This is a genomic window from Achromobacter deleyi (assembly GCF_013116765.2).
In the GTDB taxonomy this organism is placed as follows: domain Bacteria; phylum Pseudomonadota; class Gammaproteobacteria; order Burkholderiales; family Burkholderiaceae_B; genus Achromobacter; species Achromobacter deleyi_A.
Map to the genome: position 1 here is coordinate 6275438 of NZ_CP074375.1, position 18839 is coordinate 6294276.

21 protein-coding genes are annotated in these 18839 nt (G+C 66.8%); 13 read left to right on the plus strand and 8 right to left on the minus strand.

Going from position 1 to position 18839, the window contains the following annotated elements:
- Positions 1-67: 67 nt before the first annotated feature.
- The gene (locus HLG70_RS28525) at positions 68-520 is read right to left on the minus strand and encodes a GFA family protein (RefSeq protein ID WP_171666743.1); all 453 of its coding nucleotides are present in this window, start codon (positions 518-520) and stop codon (positions 68-70) included.
- Positions 521-766: 246 nt separating this feature from the next.
- On the opposite strand from HLG70_RS28525, the gene HLG70_RS28530 reads away from it, so the two are divergent.
- From HLG70_RS28530 to HLG70_RS28555, 6 genes are all read left to right on the plus strand, one after another.
- Positions 767-1648, plus strand: a complete 882-nt coding sequence (locus tag HLG70_RS28530; RefSeq protein WP_171666745.1) for a phosphoribosylaminoimidazolesuccinocarboxamide synthase — start codon at positions 767-769, stop codon at positions 1646-1648.
- A gap of 163 nt (positions 1649-1811) precedes the next feature.
- On the plus strand, positions 1812-1970 hold the full coding sequence (locus HLG70_RS28535; protein ID WP_326491125.1) for a DUF5993 family protein: 159 nt from the start codon (positions 1812-1814) through the stop codon (positions 1968-1970).
- A gap of 9 nt (positions 1971-1979) precedes the next feature.
- Positions 1980-2552, plus strand: coding sequence for a disulfide bond formation protein B (locus HLG70_RS28540; protein ID WP_171666747.1), 573 nt, complete (start codon positions 1980-1982; stop codon positions 2550-2552).
- A gap of 105 nt (positions 2553-2657) precedes the next feature.
- Positions 2658-3179 (plus strand): 5-(carboxyamino)imidazole ribonucleotide mutase, encoded by a 522-nt coding sequence (gene purE / locus HLG70_RS28545; protein ID WP_171666749.1) that lies wholly within the window; start codon positions 2658-2660, stop codon positions 3177-3179.
- Between the two features lie 5 nt (positions 3180-3184).
- A complete protein-coding gene (locus tag HLG70_RS28550; RefSeq protein WP_171666751.1) occupies positions 3185-4375 on the plus strand; it encodes a 5-(carboxyamino)imidazole ribonucleotide synthase in 1191 nt (396 codons plus the stop codon).
- Positions 4376-4391: 16 nt separating this feature from the next.
- Positions 4392-5441, plus strand: a complete 1050-nt coding sequence (locus HLG70_RS28555) for an L-threonylcarbamoyladenylate synthase (RefSeq protein WP_171666753.1) — start codon at positions 4392-4394, stop codon at positions 5439-5441.
- Between the two features lie 9 nt (positions 5442-5450).
- Here the strand turns inward: HLG70_RS28555 and HLG70_RS28560 are convergent, their stop codons facing one another.
- From HLG70_RS28560 to HLG70_RS28575, 4 genes are read right to left on the minus strand one after another with little or no spacing between them, the layout of a single operon-like run.
- Positions 5451-6278 carry an IclR family transcriptional regulator domain-containing protein gene (locus tag HLG70_RS28560; RefSeq protein WP_171666755.1) on the minus strand — a complete coding sequence of 276 codons (828 nt, stop codon included), beginning with the start codon at positions 6276-6278 and terminating at the stop codon, positions 5451-5453.
- Positions 6278-6919 (minus strand): 3-oxoacid CoA-transferase subunit B, encoded by a 642-nt coding sequence (locus tag HLG70_RS28565; RefSeq protein ID WP_171666757.1) that lies wholly within the window; start codon positions 6917-6919, stop codon positions 6278-6280. Before HLG70_RS28565 ends, HLG70_RS28560 begins: the two co-directional genes overlap by 1 nt.
- 28 nt (positions 6920-6947) lie before the next feature.
- A complete protein-coding gene (locus HLG70_RS28570; protein WP_171666759.1) occupies positions 6948-7628 on the minus strand; it encodes a 3-oxoacid CoA-transferase subunit A in 681 nt (226 codons plus the stop codon).
- 44 nt (positions 7629-7672) lie between these two features.
- The gene (locus HLG70_RS28575) at positions 7673-8692 is read right to left on the minus strand and encodes a Bug family tripartite tricarboxylate transporter substrate binding protein (RefSeq protein ID WP_171666761.1); all 1020 of its coding nucleotides are present in this window, start codon (positions 8690-8692) and stop codon (positions 7673-7675) included.
- Between the two features lie 357 nt (positions 8693-9049).
- On the opposite strand from HLG70_RS28575, the gene HLG70_RS28580 reads away from it, so the two are divergent.
- From HLG70_RS28580 to HLG70_RS28610, 7 genes are all read left to right on the plus strand, one after another.
- A complete protein-coding gene (locus HLG70_RS28580; RefSeq protein ID WP_171666763.1) occupies positions 9050-10072 on the plus strand; it encodes an amino acid ABC transporter substrate-binding protein in 1023 nt (340 codons plus the stop codon).
- Positions 10073-10206: 134 nt separating this feature from the next.
- Positions 10207-11073, plus strand: coding sequence for an IclR family transcriptional regulator (locus HLG70_RS28585; protein WP_171666765.1), 867 nt, complete (start codon positions 10207-10209; stop codon positions 11071-11073).
- A 291-nt stretch (positions 11074-11364) separates the two neighbouring features.
- On the plus strand, positions 11365-12273 hold the full coding sequence (locus HLG70_RS28590) for an arginase family protein (RefSeq protein ID WP_171666840.1): 909 nt from the start codon (positions 11365-11367) through the stop codon (positions 12271-12273).
- A 41-nt stretch (positions 12274-12314) separates the two neighbouring features.
- On the plus strand, positions 12315-13103 hold the full coding sequence (locus HLG70_RS28595) for an ABC transporter substrate-binding protein (protein WP_171666767.1): 789 nt from the start codon (positions 12315-12317) through the stop codon (positions 13101-13103).
- A 30-nt stretch (positions 13104-13133) separates the two neighbouring features.
- Positions 13134-13826: an amino acid ABC transporter permease gene (locus HLG70_RS28600; protein WP_171666769.1), complete on the plus strand. Its 693-nt coding sequence runs from the start codon at positions 13134-13136 to the stop codon at positions 13824-13826.
- Positions 13827-13830: 4 nt separating this feature from the next.
- Positions 13831-14583 (plus strand): amino acid ABC transporter ATP-binding protein, encoded by a 753-nt coding sequence (locus HLG70_RS28605; protein WP_171666771.1) that lies wholly within the window; start codon positions 13831-13833, stop codon positions 14581-14583.
- A gap of 168 nt (positions 14584-14751) precedes the next feature.
- Complete coding sequence (locus HLG70_RS28610) at positions 14752-16311, plus strand: acetolactate synthase large subunit (RefSeq protein ID WP_171666773.1); 1560 nt, start codon at positions 14752-14754, stop codon at positions 16309-16311.
- On the opposite strand, the gene HLG70_RS28615 is transcribed toward HLG70_RS28610, so the two are convergent.
- The 3 genes from HLG70_RS28615 to HLG70_RS28625 are packed head-to-tail and all read right to left on the minus strand — an operon-like array spanning position 16308 to position 18839.
- Complete coding sequence (locus tag HLG70_RS28615; RefSeq protein ID WP_171666775.1) at positions 16308-17018, minus strand: ABC transporter ATP-binding protein; 711 nt, start codon at positions 17016-17018, stop codon at positions 16308-16310. The genes HLG70_RS28610 and HLG70_RS28615 overlap by 4 nt on opposite strands.
- Entirely contained in the window at positions 17018-17779 is a 762-nt protein-coding gene (locus tag HLG70_RS28620; protein WP_171666777.1) for an ABC transporter ATP-binding protein, read from the minus strand. The genes HLG70_RS28615 and HLG70_RS28620 overlap by 1 nt, the downstream gene beginning before the upstream one ends.
- The gene (locus tag HLG70_RS28625; protein WP_171666779.1) at positions 17772-18839 is read right to left on the minus strand and encodes a branched-chain amino acid ABC transporter permease; all 1068 of its coding nucleotides are present in this window, start codon (positions 18837-18839) and stop codon (positions 17772-17774) included. The genes HLG70_RS28620 and HLG70_RS28625 overlap by 8 nt, the downstream gene beginning before the upstream one ends.

The window sequence follows — 18839 nt, forward strand, 5'->3', positions numbered from 1 at the left end:
CCCAAGGCGGGGCAACCCCCTCGGGGGGCAGCAAGCGAGCGCAGCGAGTGCGGCGTGGGGGCCCTTCTCATTCTGGCGAGTTCTTCGGGAAATGCGGAATGCTGCGGTCCACGTGGTGCCATGACGGCGCGGATGCCGTCCACAGGCTGGCCTTGGCGTGGAACGCCTCCGGGTCGTCCAGGGAGCCGGCGCGCACGACCTCGTAGCCCTGGCCTTCCGAGCCGCCGAACAGCGGCGTGCCACAGGCTGCGCAGAAGCTGCGCATGACCGTGTGGCCGGACTCTCCCTTGTAGCGGTGTTCCTTGGCCTGGCCGCGCAGCAGCGTCACGGCGCCGGCCGCGAAGATCAGGGCGTGGGCCGGGGCGCCGCCGCTGGAATACTGACAGTCCCGGCAATGACAGGTGGCGGCCATGAGGGGCTCGTCGGTGACGGCGTAACGGACCGCGCCGCACTGGCATCCGCCTGTCATGTGTACCTGCGCGTCGGCGTGGGGCGTGCGTTTGAGGGAAGCATCCTGCATACGACTCTGTCTCCGGGCAGTGGGTCAGCGCCGTGACGCCTGGGCGGTCGGCGCGAATAGTGTGTTGGGAAAGAGAGCCTAACCCGGCCCCTGGGGCCCGGCAAGGCGAACTTATTTGCAGTAATCTATGCGCTTTGCAGGGTCCGCGTTCCGGCGCAACCCTCGCACAGTGTCCGATTTCGTTCTACTTCCCGCCCTGGCGCCCGCCCGCGGCGGGAATCTTCATTTTTGCCATAGGCCATTCCCGTGACTTCTGCTTTGCATGAATCCAGCATCAAGTCCTTGCCGCTGCTGGGCCGCGGTAAGGTGCGCGATATGTACGCGGTCGGCGACGACAAGTTGCTGATCGTCGCGTCGGATCGCATCTCCGCCTTCGATGTGATCCTTGATGACCCCATTCCCGGCAAGGGACAGGTGCTGACCGAGCTGACCGAATTCTGGTTGCAGAAGCTGGCCCACATCCTGCCGAACCACTCCACGGGCGTGAAGCCTGAAGACGTGGTGGCGCCGGACGAAGTGGACCAGGTGCGCGGCCGCGCCGTCGTGGTCAAGCGCCTGAAGCCCATCCTGGTGGAAGCGGTTGCCCGCGGCTACCTGATCGGCTCCGGCTGGAAGGACTACCAGGCCACCGGCGCCGTCTGCGGCATCAAGCTGCCCGCCGGCCTGCAGCAGGCCAGCCAGTTGCCCGAGCCCATCTTCACGCCCGCCGCCAAGGCCGAATTCGGCATGCACGACGAAAACGTGGACTTCGCGCACGTGGTCAAGGAAGTCGGCCAGGAAATGGCCGAGCGCATCCGCGACGTCACGCTCAGGCTGTATGCCGAGGCCGCCCGGTTCGCGGCTACCAAGGGCATCATCATTGCCGACACCAAGTTCGAATTCGGCCTGGACGATAACGGCACGCTGCACCTGATGGACGAAGTGCTGACGCCCGATTCGTCGCGCTTCTGGCCCGCCGACGGCTATCGCGTGGGCATCAGCCCCCCGTCGTTCGACAAGCAGTTCGTGCGCGACTGGCTGGAAACCCAGACCTGGGACAAGACCCCGCCCGCGCCGCGCCTGCCCCAGGAGGTGCTGGAAAAGACGGCCGCCAAGTACCGCGAAGCCCTGGATCGCCTGATCGCCTGATCGCAGGCCGCCTGAAAAAACCGCTCATGCCTGAGCGGTTTTTTTTTGCCCTCGGACTCGTCGCAGAAACATAAAGTCAGGGCTTTCGATAGTAATTATTTCGGAATGTTACGTTATACTCGTCGGCTGCTTTATTCGGGATGCAAGTCGAGAGGAGCTACGCATGGTAATGATGTTGCCTTTCCTGACCGGAATGGTCGCAGTATGGTTCGGGATGCTGGGAAGGCGCCGCCCCTGCGTGACCTTCTGGCTGCTCACTCTCGGGATATTCGCCGCCTGGTGCCAATATCACATGACCAGCCCGCTGGCGCTGTCGTTGTAAAGCGCGGCGATGATCTTCTCCCGCAATCCCGCGCGCGGTTCCCGCATCCTGAACGGCCTGGCCCTGCTGGGCGTCAGCGCCATCCTCTGGATGGCCTTCGTCTGGCAGTTCGCCTATGACGAACTGCCATGCCCCTTGTGCCTGCTCCAGCGCGTCGCGCTGATCCTGGCCGGAGTGGGTTTTCTGCTGAACATGCGGCTGGGGCCATCCCCGATGCACTACGCGATGAGCATCGCGGCCTCGCTGGGCGGCATGGTGGCGTCGGGCCGGCAGGTGCTCCTGCACATCGCGCCCGGCGATCCGGGTTACGGCACGCCATTCCTGGGCCTGCACTTCTACACCTGGGCGTTCATCGCCTTTTCGGCCATCATCGTATTCTGCGTATTGATGCTGTCCGCGGACCGCAAATGGGGCGACAGCATGCTGAAAAAGCCCGTCTCGGCGCTGGGCGTCATGGTCATGGCCCTGTTTTTCATCGCCACGCTGGCCAATGTCGGCAGCACCACGCTGGAATGCGGTTTCGGGCCTTGCCCGGACAATCCCGAAAGCTATCTTTTGCTGGGAACCGCGGCCGCGCCGTAGCAGGTCGCCGGCGCCGGGTAAAATACCGGGTTTCGCGGGCTGGTTCCGCGGTCCTTTGACATTCCGCGGCCCACGCGCCGCGGTCTCAACTCTTTGACACCGGTTATGACAGCCAAGACTTCCGCAGCGGCAGAGGCCACCCCCGTGGTGGGCGTGATTATGGGTTCTTCCAGCGATTGGGAGGTCATGAAGCACGCAGTGACCATGCTGGAGGACTTCGGCGTGGCCTATGAGGCCCGCGTGATCTCCGCGCACCGCATGCCGCAAGACATGGCCGAATACGGCGCGGCCGCGCACCAGCGCGGCCTGCGCGGCATCATCGCCGGCGCCGGCGGCGCCGCGCATCTGCCGGGCATGATGGCGGCCCTCACCGAAGTCCCGGTGTTCGGCGTGCCGGTCCCGTCCAAATACCTGCGCGGCGAAGACTCGCTGCTGTCCATCGTGCAGATGCCCAAGGGCGTTCCGGTGGCGACTTTTGCCATCGGCGAAGCGGGCGCGGCCAACGCCGCCCTGCACGTGATCGCCACGCTGGCGGGCACCGACGCCGGCCTGCACAAGAAGCTGGTGGCGTTCCGCGCCCGCCAGACGCAGGCCGCGCGCGACATGAAGGTTCCGCCCGAGGCCTGATGCGAATGACTCAATCTACTGCTTTCATGATTGCTCCCGGCGGCTGGCTGGGTTTGCTGGGCGGCGGCCAGTTGGGCCGCATGTTCTGCCACGCGGCGCAAAGCCTGGGTTACAAGGTCGCGGTCCTGGACCCGGCCGCCGAGTGCCCGGCCGGCATGGTCGCGGACATGCACATCCAGGCCGCTTATGACGACGAGGCCGGCCTCGCGCGCCTGGCCCAGACCTGTCAGGCCGTCACCACCGAATTCGAGAACGTCCCCGCCGACAGCCTGCGGACCCTGGCCACCCGCTGCCGCGTCAGCCCCGCCGCCGACGCGGTGGCGATCGTGCAGGACCGCATCGCCGAAAAGACCTTCATCGCCTCGCAGGGCATCCCCGTCGCGCCGCATGCCGCCATCCGCAGCGAGGCGGACCTGCGCGCCGCGCCGCAAGCCCTGTTCCCCGGCATCCTGAAAGTCGCCCGCCTGGGCTACGACGGCAAGGGCCAGGCCCGCATCAGCACGCGCGAAGAAGCGCTGGCCGCTTTCGCGGAGTTTGGCGGCGTGGCCTGCGTGCTGGAAGCGCTGATGCCGCTGGATTACGAAATCTCGGTGGTCATCGCGCGCGGCTTCGACGGCGCGACGGTGGTGTTCCCCGTGGCGCGCAACGTGCATCGCGACGGCATCCTGGCCGTGTCCACCGCGGCGCCCGTGTTGCAGGACGCGGCCCATGCCGAACGCCAGGCTCGCGCGACCGAAGCGGCGCAAGCCATTGCGCAGGGCCTGGGCTACCACGGCGTGCTGTGCGTGGAGTTCTTCGTGCTTCAGGACGGCGGCCTGATCGTCAACGAGATCGCGCCGCGTCCGCACAACAGCGGCCACTACACGATGGACGCCTGCGTCACCAGCCAGTTCGAGCAGCAGGCGCGCGCCATGGCCGGCCTGCCCCTGGGCAGCTCGGACCTGCTGGCGCCCGCCGTCATGCTGAACATCCTGGGCGACATCTGGTACGCGTCCGACACCGCCACTACCCAGCGCGAACCCGACTGGGCCGCCGCGCTGGCGGTGCCCACGGCCAAGCTGCATCTGTACGGCAAGCGCGAGGCGCGCCGTGGCCGCAAGATGGGCCACATCACGATCGTGGCCTCCACGCTGCAGCAGGCTCGCGCCGATGCCGCCCGCGTGGCGGCGGCGCTGGGCATGCAAGCGCCCGAATAGGCCGCGGCGATCCGATATGCCACTGCCCCCGTCTGATTCCGCCAGCCCCGCGGAGATCGCCCACGCCGCGCAGCGCATGCTGGACGGCGAACTGGCCGCCTTCCCCACCGAGACCGTCTACGGCCTGGGCGCGGACGCGGAAAACCCGCAAGCGGTGGCCAGGATCTATGCGGCCAAGGGCCGGCCTTCCAACCACCCGGTGATCGTGCACATCGCGCCGCAAGGCGACGTGTCGTACTGGGCGGCTCAGGTGCCGCCCGAGGCGCGCCTGCTGATCGACGCGTTCTGGCCCGGCCCGCTGACCTTGATCCTCAAGCGCGCGCCGCACATCGTCGACACGGTGAGCGGCGGCCAGGACAGCATCGGCATCCGCTGCCCCTCGCATCCGGTGGCGCAGGCGCTGCTGGCGGCGTTCGCGGCGGGCAAGCCGAACGGGCAGGGCGGCGTGGCCGCTCCGTCGGCCAACAAGTTCGGCCAGGTGTCTCCTACGCGCGCCGAGCACGTCCGCAGCGAGTTTCCCGAGGAAGTCGCGGCCGGCATGCCGGTGCTGGAAGGCGGCGCCTCGGAAGTCGGCATCGAGTCCACCATTCTTGACCTGTCGCGCCTGGACCTCGGCGCGGGGCCGGTGCTGCTGCGTCCCGGCCACATCAGCGCCGCGCAGATCGAGGCCGTGCTGGGCGTGCAGGTGTTCGCGCCCGACGCCGCCGCGCCACGCGCCTCGGGCACGCTGAAGGCGCATTACGCGCCGCGCACGCCGCTTGAACTGGCCTCCGACGAGCGTCTGCAAGACGTCGTGCAAGGGCGCAACCTGCCCGAAGGCAAGGTGGTGGTGGTGGCCTATGGCGTCCAGCCGCCCACGGCCGATGCCCGCGTGCAATGGCAGCCGGTGCCGGCGGATCCGGCGCGTTATGCGCAGGCCCTGTACGGCTTGCTGCGCGACCTGGACGGGCAGGGCTATGCGCGCATCGTCGTGCAGGCGCCGCCCGCGACCGACGACTGGCATGCGGTCAACGACCGCATCGGCCGCGCCGCCGCGGCCTTCACGCTGGATACGACGGACCTGTAGCCTGTCCGCTCACGCGGCCAGGAATTCACCGATTCTTTCCACGGCCTGCCGCAAGGGCGGCAGGAATTCGTCCGTCAGGCGGTTCAAGGGCACGCGCGCGGCCTTCACGCTGACATTCACCGCGCCGCAAGCCTTGCCGCTGGCCGACCGCACGGGCACCGAGATCGCGCGCACGTTCAGTTCCAGCTCCTGGTCGACCACCGCGTAGTCCTGTTCGCGGATGCGGATCAGCTCCGTCCGCAGCTTCGCCTCGGTGGTCAGTGTGAATTCGGTGTAAGGCTGCAGATCGGTCGCGGCGAAGTAGCGCGCGAGCGCGGGCTCGGGCAGTTGCGCCAGCAGCACGCGGCCAATGGACGTGCAGTACGCCGGCAACCTGCTGCCCAGTCCCATCGAGGTCGCCAGCAGGCGGTTCACTTCCGAGCGCGCCAGGTACAGCATCTCGTGGCCTTCCATGATGGCCAGCGCGCAAGTCTCGTTCACCGTTGCGCTCAGTTCTTCCAGCACCGGTTGAGCCAGCGAGACGAAGGGCGTGGAGGAAAAGTAGGCATAGCCCAGCCCCAGGATGCGCGGCGTCAGCACGTAGAGCCGGTCGTGCTGCTCGGCGATGCCCAGCAGCATCAGCGTATGCAGGCAGCGCTGCACGACCGCGCGGGGCAGGCCGGCGCGCCGGCTCAGTTCAGCTGCGGTCTGCGGATGGCGGCGCGTGCCGAAGGCGCGGATCACGTGCAGGCCGCGCGCAAGCGTCAGCATGTAGTCCGGATCGCCGCGCAGCTGATCGGGATGGTCTTCCGCCGCAAGCGGCGCGGCATAGCCGGGAGGGGGAAGATTGGGCGGCATCAGCCTGCGCGCAAGGGCGCGCCGGTGCGCGCCTGCAGTCCGTTCAGAGTCATGCCGTCGATCATATCCCGAACCACCAGCCCGTCCGGCGTGACGTCGATGACGGCCAGGTCGGTGTAGATGCGGTCCACCACGCCGGCGCCCGTGAGCGGATAGGTGCAGCGTTCGACGATCTTGGGATCGCCGTTCTTGCTGTTGTGCTCCATCATGATGAACACGCTGCGCGCGCCCACCGCCAGGTCCATCGCGCCGCCCACGGCCGGGGCTTCGCCGGGCTTGTTGAGCGACCAGTTGGCCAGGTCGCCGTTGGCGGCGACCTGCATGCCGCCCATGACGCAGATGTCCAGGTGGCCGCCGCGCATCATCGCGAACGAATCCGCATGATGGAAGTACGAGCCGCCTTCCAGCAAGGTCACGGGCTGCTTGCCGGCGTTGATCAGGTCCAGGTTGATGTCGGCCTCGGCCGGCGGCGGGCCCATGCCGAGTATGCCGTTTTCGCTGTGCAGCACGATCTCGCGGCCGGCGGGCAGGTGGGCCGCCACCAGCACCGGCATGCCGATGCCCAGGTTCACGTAGCTGCCATCGGGAATGTCCAGGGCCAGGCGGCGCGCCATGGCCTCGAGGGTCAGGGGATGAAACATGCGGGGCTCCTTTCGGTGTCTGCAGGACCTAGCTGGAGAAGGCGGCGTTGGCCACCTCGGTGACGCGCTGGACGAAGATGCCGGGGGTCACCACGGCTTCGGGTGGCAACTCGCCCAGCGCGACCTTGGCGCGCACCTGCACGATGGTGGTCTTGGCCGCCATGCACATGATGGGGCCGAAGTTGCGCGCGCTCTTGTGGTAGGTCAGGTTGCCCCAGCGGTCGGCCTGGTCCGCCTTGACCAGCGCGAAGTCGCCGTGCAGGGGTTTTTCGAACACATGGCCGCGCCCGTCGATCATGCGGGTCTCCTTGCCCTGTGCGAGTTCGGTGCCAAAGGCCGTGGGGGTGTAGAAGCCGCCCAGGCCGGCGCCGGCCGCGCGCAGCCGCTCGGCGATGGTTCCTTGCGGCACGCATTCGAGTTCAATGCGGCCTTGGCGATAGAGGTCGTCGAAGACCCAGGAATGCGAGGCCTTGGGAAACGAGCAGATGACCTTGCGCACGCGTCCGGCCTTGATCAGCGCGGCCAGCCCGGTTTCCCGGTTGCCCGCGTTGTTGCTGACGACGGTCAGTTCGCGCGCGCCCTGGCCGATCAGCGCGTGGATCAGTTCGGTGGGCATGCCGGCGCCGCCGAATCCGCTGATCAGCACCGTGGCGCCGTCGTGGATGTCCGCGACGGCGGCCTCGGGAGTGTCTATGAATTTGTCGATCATGAAGGGCTCCGTTCGGCGCGGGCGCACGGGGCGCCCGCCCGCGTTCAATCCACGGTGATGCGCGCCTGCTTGATGATTTCGGCATAGCGCGCCGAATCCGTCTTCATCAGCTCCGCGAACTGCGCGGGAGTGCCGCCGACGGGCAGGAATCCCGCGTCCACGAACTTCTGCTTCACGTCGGGTTCCTTGACGATCTCGCTGATTTCGCGCGCCATGCGTTCGATGATCGGCTTGGGCGTATTGGCCGGGGCCATCAGCCCGGCCCAGGAGCCGGTGACGAAACCGGGCAGGCCGGCTTCTTCCATGGTGGGAATGCCGGGTTCGGTCGGCCAGCGTTCCTTGCCAGTGAACGCCAGCGCCTTCAGGCGGTTCTGCTTTACGTACTGCATTGGCACCAGGATGGGATCGAACACCATGGACACGCGGTTGCCCAGCAGGTCGGTGAGGATGGGCGCGCTTCCCTTGTAGGCCACGTGCGTCATGGTGATCTTGCTTTGCAGCGCGAAGTCGGCGCCCGTCAGGTGCGCGCTGGACCCGTTGCCGCTGGAGGCGTAGGTGAGCTTGTCGGGATTCTTGCGCGCGTAGGCGACGAGGTCCGCCACGGTCTTGACGGGCAGCTCTTCCGAAACGAACAGGAACAGCGGCAGGTCCGCCATCTGCACCACCGGCGTCAGGTCGGCCGGCGTGTAGTTCAGCTTGTACAGATGGAAGTTGATGATGAAGGCTGGCAGCATCGACAGGAAGGTGTACCCGTCGGGCTCGGCCTTGGCGGCCATGGCCGAGCCGACGCTGCTGTTGGCCCCCGGCCGGTTCTCCACGATGATGGTCTGCTTCAGGCGCGGCCCGAGCTTTTCCATCACGATGCGGGTGACGATGTCGGTGGATCCGCCCGGCGTGTACGGCACGATGATCTTGATGGGCTTGCTGGGCCAGTCGTCCGCCGCATGGGCGGGTCCTGCTGCCAGTCCCGTCGCCGCCACGGCGGCGAACAACAGGGTCCTGAGGGTGTGGCGGCGATCGGCTGCTGCGTTGCGACGGGGCTGCGACTTGCTTGCTTGTGCCATGGACTTGTCTCCTCCATGAATCGGCCGAATATCGATGCGCGTCCTGAGTTTTTTTGTGACGCGACCGGCTTTTTTAAGGGCTTGCGGCTTTGCTGCCTATCGGACAAAGGCGCAAAAAAAGTATGGCACGCAAGCACAGGCCCGACGGTCCGCCGCGGAGCCGATAAAGTTCGATCACCGGACAGCGGCGGAATTGGCGGGGCGCGAGATTCCCTTCGGGTTTTCACTAGGCGGCTGCGCGTTGTTCACGCTGTGGACATCGCTTAATCTGGCGGCCGGCCCAGTAAAGCAGGGCCCGGTCTCAGCCGCAGCGGGTTACAAGCCGCGCGCGCGGTCATCTATCTCAGGAGAGGCAAAATGAAGCGGACTATCATGGTTGCGGCCGGCGCGATTGCCCTGGCTTGCGCGTCCCAGGCGGCGATGGCCGGCCCCACTCTGGATGCGGTGAAGAAGAAGGGGTTCGTGCAGTGCGGTCTGACCGACGGCGTGTCCGGCTTCTCCGCGACGAACAGCAAGGGCGAATGGGAAGGCATGGACGTGGACATTTGCCGCGCGGTTGCCGCAGCCGTGTTCGGTGACCCGACCAAATTCAAGGGCACCGCGCTGTCCACGCAGCAACGCTTCACCGCGCTGCAATCGGGCGAGGTCGACGTGCTGCTGCGCACCGTCACCCTGACCCAGACGCGCGACACCTCGCTGGGCCTGGCGGCCGTCGCGGCCAGCTTCTACGACGGCCAGGGCATCCTGGTGAACAAGAAACTGGGCGTCAAGAGCGCCAAGGAACTCAACGGCGCCACGGTCTGCGTGCAGCCGGGCACCACTACCGAACTGAATCTGGCCGACTGGTTCCGCGCGAACAATATCGAGTTCAAGCCGGTCGTGATCGACAAGGTGACGGAAGTCGTGCGCGCCTTCGAATCCGGCCGCTGCGACGCCTTCACCGACGATTCCTCGCAGCTGGCCGCCGTGCGCGCGACCCAGGTCGCCAATCCCAATGACTACGAGATCCTGCCGGAGCGCTTCTCCAAAGAGCCCCTGGGGCCCATGGTCCGTCAGGGCGACGAGAACTGGCTGGGCATTATCCGCTGGACCTTGTTCGCGCTGCTGGAGGCCGAGGAATACGGCATCACGCAGAAGAACGTGGACGAAATGCTCAAGAGCAAGAACCCCAACGTCCTGCGCATCCTGGGCGTGACGCCGGGCGCCGGCAAGAACATGGGCGTGGACGAGAAGTGGGCCTACAACGCGATCAAGGCGGTAGGCAACTACAGCGAAGTGTTCGAGCGCAACGTGGGCAAGGACAGCAAACTGGGCCTGCAGCGCGGCACGAACGCGCTCTGGAACCAGGGCGGCGCCATGTATCCGTGGCCTATCCGCTGATGCGGGCAGGGTAGCCAAGGCGGTCCGCGACGCGGACCGCTTTTCTTTTTCCATCCGGTTCTGGCAATCGCCCAGCGATATGGGCGAACCGTTCTGCGGTACGCTATACGTTTTCCCAACCAATGCCCAGGGCCATGACCCAGACTCGCAATCCCGAGGACTCCCCGTTGTTCATCGCGGCGCTGGCGCGCGGCGTTTCCGTCCTGCGGGCATTCAGCGAAGGACAACCCGCCATGACGCTGCCGGAATTGGCGGAGGCCGCGGGCTTGAGCAAAAGCTCGGTCCAGCGCTTTGCCCATACGCTGTGGACGCTGGGCTATCTGCGCAAAGACCCGGCCAGCAAGAAATTCTCGCTGGCGCCATGGTCGCTGGAACTGGGCATGAAATATGTGCAGACCAGCCCGCTGGTGCTGGGCGGCAATCCCTTCCTGCATACCTTGAACCGCAACAGCCAGGAGACCTGCAGCCTGGCCGAGCCCGACGGGCTGGACATGGTCTATGTGGCGCGCTTCGCCACGCACAAGGAAATGTTCGTGAACATGCCGGTGGGCATGCGCCTGCCCTTGTACTGCACGGCCGCCGGCCGGGCCGTGCTGGCCAAACTGGACCCCGCCGTGGCGCGCGGCCTGCTGGAACGCTGCGACCGCAAGCCGTACACCGCCGACACCATCACCGATATCGATGCCTTGCTGGCCGAACTGGACTTCGCGCGCCGCCACGGCTATGCGCGCTCCAACGGCGAGTTCTATCCCGGCGACATCACGGTCAGCGCGGCGGTGCTGGACGCGGGCGGCACCCCCTTGGGGGCGGTGAACGTGTCCGTGCCTTCCAGCCGCTGGTCGTTCGAGCAGGCGCAGGCCGTGTTCGGCCCGCAGGTGGTGGAAACCGCGCACGCCATCAGCGCATCGCGCACGCTGGGCCGCTCGCATCCGTTCTACGAGATGGAGCCGCCCGGCGGCGCCTTGCGCGGCACGATGTCCTTGGCCAGCGACGAGGCCTGAGTCTTTCCGCCTGCTGCATTCCGGTGCGTCGCCAGTGCACCGCGCCGGGGCGCGCGCCTCTGTATTTCATACTAATTTAGTCAAGTAATTTTTATTGCCTCTAGGGGGAACTCCCTAATTGGCCGCATGGCTTCTTGCTTGCTAATCTATTTATGACACGATCGTATCGCACAGCGATTTGATCAAATCTAAATAGACGGTTCGCCCGACAGGATTCGGACAAGCCGTCCGCCCAGGAGCCGCGTTGTGCCGCAGTCAGCTGAAGTCTGTTTCCATCCCGTTGCGGGATTCATGGGCCTGCCGTCCGTCCGCGACGCAAACGCGGGCAAGGCCCGCGCTTGCGTCGTGGGCATCCCTTTCGATTGCGGCACGCACCCGTTCCGCGTGGGTTCGCGCCAGGGGCCGGACGCGATACGCGAGCAATCCCGATTGCTGCGCCCCGTCGACATCTTCCGCCGCAATGGCATCGACAATCCGCCCGAGTTCCTGCGCGCGATCGACGTGGGCAACGTTGCCTGCCACCCCGGCGACCCGGATGCGTCCTATCCGCTCATCGAGGCCGGCATCGGCGCCATTCTGGACGCGGGCGCCATCCCGATTTCGATGGGAGGCGACGGCGCGGTGACCTTGCCGCAATTGCGCGCGGTGGCGCGCCGCCATCCGGATTTCGTGGTGCTGCATTTCGACTCGCATACCGATACCTACCCCATCCCCGGCTACAACACCGCCACGACCTTCACGCGCGCCGCGGAAGAAGGCCTGCTGGACGTTGCTTCCAGCTTTCATGTGGGCACGCGCGGCAGTTCCTTCATGCCGGGGGTGCTGGAATTCGGACGGGAGGTCGGCTACACGATCGTGCCCTACGACGATTTCGATCAGGACCAGAAGGCCGCGCTGGAGGACATCAAGCAGCGCATCGGCCAGCGCCCGGTCTACCTGTGCTTCGACATGGACATCTTCGATCCGTCCTGCGCGCCCGGCGTTTGCACGCCTGAATGGGGCGGGTTGTCGGCCAAGGAAGGACTGGCGCTGCTGCGGCAGCTGGCCGGACTGAACTTCGTGGCGTTCGACGTCAATACCGTGTCGCCGCCGCAAGACGTACAGGGGGCGACCGCCTTCCTGGCGGCCACCGTCATGCAGGAGTTCTGCGCATTGGCGGCGGTGGCGGTGCAGCAGTACCCGCAAGGGCGCCCGGCCTGAGCCACCGCGTCCGGGTCATACATTCATCCAAGGGGAAAACGATGAAACTCAAATCCATCCTGCTGGGCATGGCCGCGGCCAGCCTGCTTATCCAATCCGGCGCGCAGGCGCGCACGCTGGACGAGGTGCGCGCCGACAAGAGCTTGGCCATCGTCACCACCGCGTCCGCTCCGCCGCACGGCTTCAAGAACCCGAAGTCGAACCAGCTGGAAGGCATCATGGTGGACGTGGCGGCCGGCGTGGCCAAGCATCTGAAAGTATCCGACAAGCTGGCCGACGTGCCGTTCTCGGGCCTGATCCCCACGCTGACTTCCGGGCGCGCCGATGTCATGTCCGCGCCGCTGTTCATCACCGAGGAACGCGCCAAGGCCATCGACTTCTCCGCACCCGTCTACGAATGGGGTGAAGGGGTGGTGGTCAGCGACAAGGCCACCCGCAAGTACGCAAAGTTCGAAGACATGCAGGGGCAGCGCGTCGGGGTGCTGGTGGACTCGGTCCAGTTCAACATGATCAAGGACATGCCCGGCACCAAGGTAACGACCTACCAGGATTACTCCACCTTGCTGGCGGATGTGCGCGCCGGCCGCATCGACCTGGGCATCGTGGATCCGCCCAGCATCATCTACCAGATCCAGACCAAGAACATTCCCGGCGTGAAGCTGGACACGGGCTACCAGCCGCAGCGCAAATGGCAGGTGGGAATGGCCGTGCAAAAGGGCAACGCCGCGCTGCTGGAAGCCGTCAACGGCGCATTGGCCGAAATGAGGAAGAACGGCGAAATGGCCGCCATCGGTCAGAAGTGGGGCGTGTCCGACCTCATCAGCAAGTAATGCCGTACCGGCACGGATAAGGAGCACGACTTGGATTTCGCTACCCTGCGCATGTACCTGACCCCTTTGGCCGAGGGAACGGTCTGGACCCTGGCGCTGTTTTTCAGTTCGGCATTCCTGGCGGTGGCGCTGGGCCTGGTCGTCTGCTTGTGCCGCCTGTCGCCGTCGCGGCTGCTGAGCCGCGGCGCGCGCTTCTACATCGAGGTGATTCGGGGCACGCCGCTGCTCCTGCAATTGTTCTACATCTATTACGGCCTGCCCGAGATGGGTGTGGTGATCAACGGCTTTGTCGCCGGCGTTCTGGGCCTGACCCTGAACTTCGGCGCCTACCTTGCCGAGCTGTTCCGAAGCGGCATCCAGTCGGTGGACACCGGGCAGTACGAGGCGGCGCGCGCGCTGGGACTGGGCAAGGTCCAGCGGCTGCGCCGCATCGTGCTGCCGCAGGCGCTGCGCACCGTGTTCCCGGCGCTGGGCAACTATGCGTTGGTGCTGATCAAGGAGACGTCGCTGGTCGCCGTCATCAGCGTGTACGAGCTGATGCGGGCGGGCGAGATGCTGGCGGGCGCCACGTTCCAGGCGCTGACCGTCTACACCATGGTGGGCGTTATCTACTTCGCCATGTGCAGCGTGCTGTCGTATGCGTTCCGGCGTTCCGAAAAGCGCCTGACCGTGCCGGGCTACTGGAGCGGAGCCGGCGAGAACCATGACATTTCCAAGGCCTGAAGCGATGGATGCACTGAACGACTCCGCCCCGATCATCACCATGCAGGGCGTATCCAAGTGGTATGGCGAATTCCAGGTGCTGGATGATCTGGCGCTGGAGGTTTCGCCCGGCGAAAAGCTGATCCTCTGCGGTCCGTCCGGTTCCGGCAAGTCCACGACGATACGGCTGCTGAACCGGCTGGAGGAACACCAGAAGGGCCGCATCGTGGTCGACGGCATCGAGCTCAATGAAGACGTGAAGAACATCGAGCGCATCCGCGCCGAGGTGGGCATGGTGTTCCAGCACTTCAACCTGTTCCCGCACCTGACCGTGATGGAGAACTGCACGCTGGCGCCCATGCTGGTCAAGGGCGTGCCGCCAGGCGAAGCCAGGTCGCGCGCGATGGACTACCTGGAGCGCGTGAGGATCCCGCAACACGCGGATAAATATCCCGGCCAGTTGTCTGGCGGCCAGAAGCAGCGCGTGGCGATCGCGCGGGCCTTGTGCATGCAGCCCAAGATCATGCTGTTCGACGAACCCACCTCGGCGCTGGATCCCGAGATGGTCAAGGAAGTGCTGGATACCATGGTCGCGCTTGCCAGGGACGGCATGACCATGGTCTGCGTGACGCATGAAATGGGCTTTGCGCGAGAGGTCGGCGACCGCGTCGTGTTCATGGACCAAGGGGCCATCGTCGAGGCCGATACGCCGGACAACTTCTTTTCCTCGCCGCGTTCCGAGCGCGCGCAGGCCTTTCTGGGGCAGATACTGGGCTGAGCCGCCCCGGGCGGTTATGCTAATTCCGGCTGGCGGAACGTCGGGGGAATGGTTCCATGCGCGCAAGCTGAAATGGCTCTATGCCGTTTCCGCTGCGCTCCCTATCATGTCCGTCAGGCGGGCGCGCATGCGCCCCTTATTGCCATTGATAACTACCAGGGAAACACGATGAACGGCGCTGACAGCCTTTGCGATACCTTGCTTGCCAATGATGTGGACGTTTGCTTTGCGAACCCCGGCACATCGGAAATGCACTTTGTCGCGGCATTGGATCGCAAACCGAAGATGCGCTGCGTGCTGGGCCTCTTCGAAGGCGTGGTGACGGGGGCGGCCGACGGCTATGCGCGCATGGCCGACAAGCCCGCGGCGACCTTGCTGCACCTGGGGCCGGGGCTGGGCAATGGTCTTGCCAACCTGCACAACGCCAAGCGCGCGCGCACGCCCATGGTCAACATCGTGGGCGACCACGCCACCTATCATGTCCAGTACGATGCGCCGCTGACCAGCGATGTGGAGGGCGTCGCGCGTCCCATGTCGCACTGGGTCAAGCGCACGATGACGGCCGCCGCGCTGTCCGCGGACGCCGCCGAGGCCATCGGCGTGGCGCGCCGCGCGCCGGGCAACATCGCCACCCTGATCCTGCCGGCCGACACCGCCTGGACCGAGCTGCCGGACAACTCGCCCGCGCCCGTGCAGGTCAAGGACGAGGCCCTGGTCCAGACCTCGGCCGACGCGGTCCGCGCGGCCGCCGCCGCCATCCGTTCGGGCGAAGCCACCGTCTTGATGCTGGGCGGTGCCGCGCTGCGCGAGCGCGCGCTCAATGCCGCGGGCCGCATCGCGCGCGCCACCGGCGTGCGCCTGGTGTCGGAAACGTCGAACCGCCGCATCGAGCGCGGCGGCTCGCGTACGGCAGTCGACCGCCTGCCGTATCCCATCGACCTGGCGGTGGCCAAGCTGAAGGACGTGAAGCACCTGGTGCTGGCCGGCGCCAAGTCGCCGGTCGGCTTCTTCGCCTATCCCGGCAAGCCCAGCCTGCTGGCCCCGACGGACAGCAACCAGGTGGTGCTGGCGACGGCCGAACAGGATCTGCCCCATGCGCTGGAATGGCTGGCCGATGAACTGGGCATCGCCGCCGACGCGCCGCGCCTGGCCACGCCGGCCCCCAGCTACGAAGTGCCGACGTCGGGCAAGCTGACGGGCGCCGCGGTGAACATCCTGGTCGCGCATAACCTGCCCGAACAGGCCATCGTGTGCGACGAGTCCATCACGCAGGGCCGCGAATTTCCGATCTACAGCGCCAGCAGCGCGCCGCATGACTGGCTCATGCTGACGGGCGGGGCCATCGGCATCGGCCTGCCGATGGCGACGGGCGCCGCGGTGGCCTGCCCGGACCGCAAGGTCGTGACCCTGCAGGCCGACGGCAGCGGCATGTACACCTTGCAGGCGCTTTGGACGCAGGCGCGCGAGAACCTGAACTGCCTGACCGTGATCCTGGCAAACCGCTCCTACGCCACGCTGCACGGCGAGATGAAAAACGTGGGCGTGCAGGAACCGGGCCGCAATGCCCGCCGCATGTTGGACCTGGAAGAGCCCTATCTGGACTGGACGCACCTGGCCCGCGGCATGGGCGTGGAAGCGGTCAGCGTGGATACGGTTGAAGGCTTTGCGCGCGCCCTGGCCGATGGCCTGAAGCGCCGCGGCCCCTTCCTGATCGAAGCGGTGATCTAAACCCCAAGATAGCGCGTCAGCTGCTCGGGTTGCCGGGCCAGCGACGCGCTGTCGCCATCCTGCACGATCTGCCCTTTTTCCATGACCAGGCAGCGGTCGGTGTGTTCCAGCACCGCCCGGTAGTTGCGGTCCACGATCAGCGTGGACATGCCGGTGGCGCGGATCTGGCGGATGATCTTCCAGATTTCCGCCACGATCAGCGGCGCCAGGCCTTCGGTGGCTTCGTCCAGGATCAGCAGGTCGGGATTGGTCATCAGGGCCCGGCCTATGGCCAGCATCTGCTGCTCGCCGCCCGACAGTTGCTGCCCGCCATGTCCCAGGCGTTCCCGCAGGCGCGGGAAGGTGTCCAGCACCCTTGCGTAGGTCCAGTCCTGGCCGGCGCGTTTTCCCGGTCTGGCGGCCACCTGCAGGTTCTCGCGCACATTCAGGTTGGGGAAGATGCCGCGTCCCTCGGGCACATAGGCCACACCCATCCGCGCGATGGCGTGCGGTTGGGCGTGGGTGCAGTCGCTGCCCCGCACCCGCACATTGCCTTGCGCGCTTTTCACGTGGCCCATCAGGCTGCGGATCAGCGTGGTCTTGCCCATGCCGTTGCGGCCCACCAGGCCCACGGATTCACCCGGCGCGATGTGCATGTCCACACCGCGCAGCACGTGGCTGGCGCCGTAGTAGACGTGCAGGCCGCCCGCTTCGATCAGCGCGCTCATCAGCCGCCTCCTTGTTCGTCTTCGCCCAGGTAGGCCGTGCGCACCTCGGGATTCGCGCGGATGTCCGCCGGCGTGCCGCTGGCGATGGCGGTGCCGTTGACCATGACGGTGAGCCTCTCGGCGATGCGGAAGACGGCGTCCATGTCGTGCTCGACCAGCAGGATCGCGTGGCCGGCCTTCAGGGTCTGCAGCAGGTCCAGGATGCGGTCGGTTTCCTCGGGGCCCATGCCGGCCAGGGGTTCGTCCAGCAGCAGCACCTGCGGTTCGCCCGCCAGGCACATGGCGATCTCGAGCTGGCGCTTGCGGCCGTGCGGCAACTGGCCGGCTGCGCGCGCGGCGTCGCCGGTCAGCCCGGTGCGGTCCAGCGCGTGCCCGGCCAGCTCGGCGCTGTGCCGGCAGCCGGACGCGGCGCGCCACCAGTGCCAGAAGCGTTGCCGGCCCGCCTGCGCGGCCAGCCGGCAGTTTTCGAACACGCTGAGCTCGGGAAAAATGGTGGACCGCTGGTAGCTGCGGCCCAGTCCGGCGCGCGCCCGTTCGGGCTGGCGCCATGCCGTGATGTCGCGGCCGTCCAGCATGACCTGGCCGCTGCTGGGCGCAAGCTCGCCCGACAGGATGTTGATCAGCGTGGATTTGCCCGCGCCGTTGGTGCCGATCACGGCGTGCACCTGGCCGCGCCGCAGTTCCAGCGAAACGCCATTGACCGCCGTCAGGCCGCCGAAGCGCCGGGTGAGCGTGGTTGCGGCCAGCAAGAGATCAGACATGGGGTTCTCCCTGGATGGGCAGCCGCGCCGGGGTGGCGCTGCCATCCTTGCGCGCCGGCGCGCCGGCTTCGGCCTTCCTGGCGGCGGCGCCCGCCGCGCGCGCCTCGCGGCGTTCGCGCCATTGGGCTGGCAGCCCGGCCAGCCCGTTGGGCAGCAAGGCCACCAGCGCGATGATGGCGATGCCCAGGGGCAGATGCCAGTGGCGCGCATAGTCGCCGAACAATTCCTGCGACTGGAACAGCTCTTGCAGCAGCACCAGGGCCACGGTGCCGAGCACGGCGCCGCCCAGGCTGCCCATGCCGCCCAGGATCACCATCAGCAGCACCAGCCCGGACTGTTCCCAAGCCAGCAGCTCCGGCGTGACGAAGCCGTCCTTCAAGGCGAACAGAAAGCCGGCCAGGCCGGCCAGCGTGGCGCCGACGACGTAGGCGGCAAGCTTGTACGGATAGGTGGAGTAGCCGGCCGCTCGCATGCGCTGCTCATTGATGCGGATGCCGGTGAGCGCCGCGCCGAACGGCGAGCGCCGCAGCAGCGCCAGGAAACCCCAGGTCAGCGCCAGGCAGGCCAGGACGAAGAAGTAGAAGGTGGCGGCGTTGCCCAGGTCGAAGGGCATCCAGCCGCCCAGGGACAGCTCGGGCCGGAAGTACAGGTAGATGCCGTCGCTGCCGCCGCCGATCTTGGTGTCGTGGAAAACGTAGTAGGCCATCTGCGAGAACGCCAGCGTGACCATGATGAAGTACACGCCGCGCGTGCGCAGCGCCAGCGCGCCGGTCACGGCGGCGTAGGCGGCGGCGGCCAGCAGGGCGGCGGGCAGCAGCCACCACAGGCTGGCCGCTTCCGACTCGGGCGACAGCAGCGCCGCCACGTACGCGCCGATGCCGAAGAAGGCGGCGTGCCCCAGGCTGACCAGGCCCGCGCCGCCCACCAGCAGCTGCAGGCTGAGCGCGAAGATCGCGTAGATCATGACCTTGATCGCGAGGCCGGTGTAGTAGTCGCTGCCGCTCCAGGAAAAGGCGGCCAGCGCCAGCAGCGCCGCGATAGGCAGGAGTCTATTCAGCAT

Bases quoted from the DNA above. Each gene is read 5' to 3' on its own strand.
- HLG70_RS28525 (WP_171666743.1), bottom strand. From the start codon at position 520: ATGCAGGATGCTTCCCTCAAACGCACGCCCCACGCCGACGCGCAGGTA.
- HLG70_RS28535 (WP_326491125.1), top strand. From the start codon at position 1,812: ATGGTAATGATGTTGCCTTTCCTGACCGGAATGGTCGCAGTATGGTTC.
- HLG70_RS28540 (WP_171666747.1), top strand. From the start codon at position 1,980: ATGATCTTCTCCCGCAATCCCGCGCGCGGTTCCCGCATCCTGAACGGC.
- purE (WP_171666749.1), top strand. From the start codon at position 2,658: ATGACAGCCAAGACTTCCGCAGCGGCAGAGGCCACCCCCGTGGTGGGC.
- HLG70_RS28550 (WP_171666751.1), top strand. From the start codon at position 3,185: ATGACTCAATCTACTGCTTTCATGATTGCTCCCGGCGGCTGGCTGGGT.
- HLG70_RS28555 (WP_171666753.1), top strand. From the start codon at position 4,392: ATGCCACTGCCCCCGTCTGATTCCGCCAGCCCCGCGGAGATCGCCCAC.
- HLG70_RS28560 (WP_171666755.1), bottom strand. From the start codon at position 6,278: ATGCCGCCCAATCTTCCCCCTCCCGGCTATGCCGCGCCGCTTGCGGCG.
- HLG70_RS28565 (WP_171666757.1), bottom strand. From the start codon at position 6,919: ATGTTTCATCCCCTGACCCTCGAGGCCATGGCGCGCCGCCTGGCCCTG.
- HLG70_RS28570 (WP_171666759.1), bottom strand. From the start codon at position 7,628: ATGATCGACAAATTCATAGACACTCCCGAGGCCGCCGTCGCGGACATC.
- HLG70_RS28575 (WP_171666761.1), bottom strand. From the start codon at position 8,692: ATGGCACAAGCAAGCAAGTCGCAGCCCCGTCGCAACGCAGCAGCCGAT.
- HLG70_RS28580 (WP_171666763.1), top strand. From the start codon at position 9,050: ATGAAGCGGACTATCATGGTTGCGGCCGGCGCGATTGCCCTGGCTTGC.
- HLG70_RS28585 (WP_171666765.1), top strand. From the start codon at position 10,207: ATGACCCAGACTCGCAATCCCGAGGACTCCCCGTTGTTCATCGCGGCG.
- HLG70_RS28590 (WP_171666840.1), top strand. From the start codon at position 11,365: ATGGGCCTGCCGTCCGTCCGCGACGCAAACGCGGGCAAGGCCCGCGCT.
- HLG70_RS28595 (WP_171666767.1), top strand. From the start codon at position 12,315: ATGAAACTCAAATCCATCCTGCTGGGCATGGCCGCGGCCAGCCTGCTT.
- HLG70_RS28605 (WP_171666771.1), top strand. From the start codon at position 13,831: ATGGATGCACTGAACGACTCCGCCCCGATCATCACCATGCAGGGCGTA.
- HLG70_RS28610 (WP_171666773.1), top strand. From the start codon at position 14,752: ATGAACGGCGCTGACAGCCTTTGCGATACCTTGCTTGCCAATGATGTG.
- HLG70_RS28615 (WP_171666775.1), bottom strand. From the start codon at position 17,018: ATGAGCGCGCTGATCGAAGCGGGCGGCCTGCACGTCTACTACGGCGCC.
- HLG70_RS28620 (WP_171666777.1), bottom strand. From the start codon at position 17,779: ATGTCTGATCTCTTGCTGGCCGCAACCACGCTCACCCGGCGCTTCGGC.
- HLG70_RS28625 (WP_171666779.1), bottom strand. From the start codon at position 18,839: ATGCTGAATAGACTCCTGCCTATCGCGGCGCTGCTGGCGCTGGCCGCC.